Below are 4,056 nucleotides of genomic sequence, written 5' to 3'. Positions count from 1 at the left end.
AGTACCGCCAACCGAAACCACACCTTTCGTTTCGGTCCACCGAACACGCATTTCGGTGGGGTGAACAGCCGTTTCGGCAGGCTGAACACCGATTTCGGGAAGATGAACACGCATTTCGGAGCGCCGAACACCAATTCCGGAATTCTCCGAAACCGTTCGACTTCAAGCGAAACGGTTGTTCATCTTCCTCCGGAAACACTGTTCGACTTCAACCGAAATCCGTGTTCGGCTTCGCCGAAATACGCACATCCCAGGCCGATGACGTGGTCGCCACTATCGTCGCAGCTGGCGGAGAAGCCATGGCGATTAAAGCCGACGTCACCAACGCCAACGATGTTGGCGCCATGGTCAACGAAGTCAATCAGCGCTGGGGCGGGATCGACGTTCTCATGCACAGCGCGCTGACGCCATATGTCATTAGCTCGTTTGCCGAGCTGAGCTGGGAGCAACTCGGCGGCAAGGTGGACGCCGAACTGCGTGCCGCGTTCTTGGTAACGAAGGCCGTGGTGCCACGCATGATCGCTCGTGGCTACGGACGGCTGATCTACATGAGTGCCCTGCCGTCCCGTCGTGCGCGTGAAGGGATGATTACGCTGGGGACCGCCAAAGCGGCGCTGGACCAGTTCGTCCGGTACGTCGCGCTAGAGTTCGCACCGCACGGAATCACCGCCAACCTCGTCGCGCCGACCACGGTGGAAGGTGGTACTGCGGATAGGCTGATCTCGCCCGAACGCCTGCAAGCGATCGCCGCGGCCATCCCGATGAAACGGCTTGCCCGTTCCACCGACGTGGCCAACACGGTGGCATTTCTGGCCAGTGAGGGTTCGGGTTTCACCTCCGGCCACTACATTCCGGTGAGCGGCGGCCTGGAGTAAGCAATGGCCACCAATGCGTTTTCATCCGCGGTGCTTGTCACTTCATCGGGTTTCTCTAACGTTTAGACATACTAAGGTAATCATGATCCAGAATCAATTCACCAATAGTAAAGACGTACTTGTGGCCCGTCTCATCCCCTTGCTGCAGGAGGTCAAGGACATGACCACCGGCATTGGGGTCGAGCAATGGCTGAACGCGAAATATGGCGTTGAGAGCGAGTTGTACAAAGACTTGGCCCGACTGGTTAGTCTCGGCGTGAAGGAAGGCTGGGCGGCCGATGTCGAGGTCGCGGGCCCGCGTTATCGTCGGTCGCTGGCCGGTATGCCCAGCGTGGAGACGTTCTTCTTTAGCGTCACTGCGGTACTGATGGACAGCACAGATAACGTCCAGAACAACCCCGAGGGCAGCTTGCGCGCCGGCTATCACTTGCACCCGTACGGCGAGATCAACCTGGTGGTCCCGCTCAACGAAGGCGCGGCGCTCGCAGGTCCGAACGGCTGGTGTTATGGCGGCTGGACGGCACCCGCGCCTGGGAGTCACCACTTTCCGGAGGTCAGGGGCGGTGCCGTCATCTCGCTCACTTTCCTGCCGGCGGGGCGGATTGCGTTCGACGTTAAACCGCCGCAGCATTGAAGCGCTCAGACGGGCGCGTGTGAAGGCCTCGCCGATCCAACTCGCCTTCCGAACCAGCCGGCAGCGTTCCTCGCGCAATCGACACAAAGCTCGCGAAGTTGCGTGAGGAATCCTGCCTCTACGGATGGCACGACAGAGCGCCGCAACAGTTGTGTGCGGCGCCGCAAATGCAACACGGTCGAGTGCAGCAATCGCACCTTCCTCTAAACCATTCTCAGGAGCAATCGTGGAACAACGTCTCGATTTCTACAGGGCCAACCCGAATGCGATCAAGGCCTTGCTCGCGCTCGAAGACCAGATCGGCAAGTCTTCGCTTGAAAAGTCCCTCATCGAACTGGTCCGCCTGCGCGCATCGCAGATCAACGGATGCGCCTTCTGCGTGGACATGCACGCGACCGATGCGCGCAAGGGCGGCGAAACCGATCGCCGACTGGCGGCCGTGGTCGTCTGGCGCGAAACGCCGTTCTTCACGGACCGCGAACGCGCCGCCTTGGAATGGACGGAAGCCGTTACACTCGTTTCGCGGGACCGCGTGCCCGACGCGGTTTGGGAAGTCGTCAAGCCGCATTTCAGCGACGAAGAGATCGTCGACCTGACGTTGCTCGTTTCCGCGATCAACAGCTGGAATCGTTTTGCGATTTCCTTCCGCAAGATGCCGGCTTGAGGGCACAGCAGCAAACCGTTCTCGTTCAAGCCCCTCGGGGCGCTCGACCTTGGTGCGTCAATCAAAGCCCAGCTCGGGTGGCGGCAATGGAGTCCGAAGCTGCCGCTCGTCCCGCCGGGCTAAATGTCAGCAACTGGCCGACTGTACTCATTCACGGAAGCCGCTCGAAAGCTGCCATTGAAGATATCAACGGCAGCTCAGCAGAACCTTCATCGAACTAGTGCTCTCGGCCAACTCCTGCCACTCGTCCGATGCCGCAATGTGACATTCAAATGTCTGCTCCACCCCGGAGAGCAGGCGTGTGCGCCGCGATCATGGCCATCGTATCGTAGGCTAATCGTCCCAACGTTCACTACTTTCTGTGCCACGAGACTTTTGCAATTTAACTGCGGGTTGCTTACGACGCCAAATTGCATCATTCGCCGCGCTTATAGATACTATCCTCGCGGCTCTTCAATATTTCCGCCAAGAACCAATACGCCTCGCCCCATGCGTTCATGATGCGCTCCTCCACCGCGTCCCCCAGTACATCTTTGATAGCGGGAAGCAATGCGTTAGCAACGGCAGGATAGTGTTCAGGCTTAACGCTCATTGCAGCATGGCGTGCGGCGATTCGCTCTACCGAATCTTTCAGAACGTCGAGGTTGTCTGCGTTACTCGCAAACGCAAGTAACGCGGCAGCCAACCGCTTTGGTTGCTCCCCCGACTTTTGGGCCGCCTCATCGAAAAGCCTCCTCATTTCCGGATCGACGAAAAGCCGCTCGTACATGCGCGTCGTGATTGCCACGCCATGCTGCCGCATGACGGGGGCGGTAGATTTGATGATGGAAATCGTTTCTGGAGAAAGAGAAGCGCTCATGGCTTTCCTCCGAGAAGAACTTTATAAGAGAACCGGGTGAGGCTGGTCGGTTTGCATATGTCTGATGCTTTGACCTACCAATTAAAAAGCAGCCCGCCCGCGGCTGAATAAAATATGCTTGAATTCCTACCGCCGCCTGACATCGCCCCTGGCGGCGGTTGGCCATGGGCTTCAGCCTGCCTATCGCGATAGAGCCGATCGTTGCATTACTGCCGGTCATAGACGAGTGTTGCTGGACTCGTTTTTCCAAAGCTCAGATAGAAGGGTTGCTCCAGGCTCTTTCCGGGTGCGACAAATTGCCAATATCCCTTCGTCACAACATTCTAGCTTCGCACCTCTCCCGTATTGGAAATTGGAACATAGAGATGACCGTCAGGGCCGAACAATAGCGCCTGCGCGTAAGCACGCGGCTGATGGATTACGTCAAGCTCAATCCGGTCAAGGGGAAGGTTGATTTTGCCGTTAATGCGGTGATCGGCGATGCATTTTTATGTGTTGACAACGCCGCTCGCAGCGTGCGGATCGTCAATTAATTCGTTCGCGCATCCAGAATAAGAATGCGCGTACAGCCCCAACCATTCCAGACTGTTGAACCTGCGCATTCAATCTAGGAGTTGGTTCGTTCGTTGTCAAGGACCATGTATTCACCATTTTAGTGCAATGATATTACAAGCATTTTTATGTGAGATTGAATCTGCTTGTTCGATGTCCGTGGTCTTCATGCTCGGCCATCATCGACGAAACGTGCATATTCATTTGAAATCGTTGTTTGTAGCTGTCACTGACCGGCATATTCGAGCCATTCCGGGATCGGCGTAATCGAGCCACCGGATGTTCGCCGCAATCGAGCCAGTGCATGATCGGCGCAATCGGGCCACTCGATGATCGGCGTATTGGAGCCACCTCGGGATCGGCGTAATCGAGCCACGTAGCGGGCTCAGTGTTGTGTCAGGCGCCGGCCCGAAACGCATTTCGAATTTCCGCAACCCGGTACCTTCGGACTTTTTGCCCGGAGGGCCGATGA

At 57.2% G+C, this 4,056-nt stretch carries 4 protein-coding genes; 3 read left to right on the top strand and 1 reads right to left on the bottom strand.

Going from position 1 to position 4,056, the window contains the following annotated elements; translation table 11 throughout:
• From M3I56_RS40225 to M3I56_RS40215, 3 genes are all read left to right on the top strand, one after another.
• A partial coding sequence (locus tag M3I56_RS40225) for an SDR family oxidoreductase (RefSeq protein ID WP_254358595.1) occupies positions 1-875 on the top strand: 875 nt, incomplete at its 5' end.
• 82 nt (positions 876-957) lie between these two features.
• The gene (locus tag M3I56_RS40220; RefSeq protein WP_254358593.1) at positions 958-1,509 is read left to right on the top strand and encodes a DUF4863 family protein; all 552 of its coding nucleotides are present in this window, start codon (positions 958-960) and stop codon (positions 1,507-1,509) included.
• A 226-nt stretch (positions 1,510-1,735) separates the two neighbouring features.
• Positions 1,736-2,173 (top strand): carboxymuconolactone decarboxylase family protein, encoded by a 438-nt coding sequence (locus tag M3I56_RS40215; protein ID WP_254358592.1) that lies wholly within the window; start codon positions 1,736-1,738, stop codon positions 2,171-2,173.
• A gap of 415 nt (positions 2,174-2,588) precedes the next feature.
• On the opposite strand, the gene M3I56_RS40210 is transcribed toward M3I56_RS40215, so the two are convergent.
• A complete protein-coding gene (locus M3I56_RS40210; protein ID WP_254358590.1) occupies positions 2,589-3,032 on the bottom strand; it encodes a globin domain-containing protein in 444 nt (147 codons plus the stop codon).
• Positions 3,033-4,056: the final 1,024 nt, after the last annotated feature.

Origin of the sequence: Paraburkholderia sp. CNPSo 3281, assembly GCF_024206515.1 — a bacterium.
GTDB classification, from domain to species: Bacteria; Pseudomonadota; Gammaproteobacteria; order Burkholderiales; family Burkholderiaceae; genus Paraburkholderia; species Paraburkholderia nodosa.
Note: the sequence above shows the minus strand (reverse complement) of the source record. Positions and strands in the feature narration are given on the sequence as shown.

What these genes read in the sequence shown, in the direction of transcription:
- M3I56_RS40220 (WP_254358593.1), top strand. Translation starts at nt 958, where the DNA reads ATGATCCAGAATCAATTCACCAATAGTAAAGACGTACTTGTGGCCCGT.
- M3I56_RS40210 (WP_254358590.1), bottom strand. Translation starts at nt 3,032, where the DNA reads ATGAGCGCTTCTCTTTCTCCAGAAACGATTTCCATCATCAAATCTACC.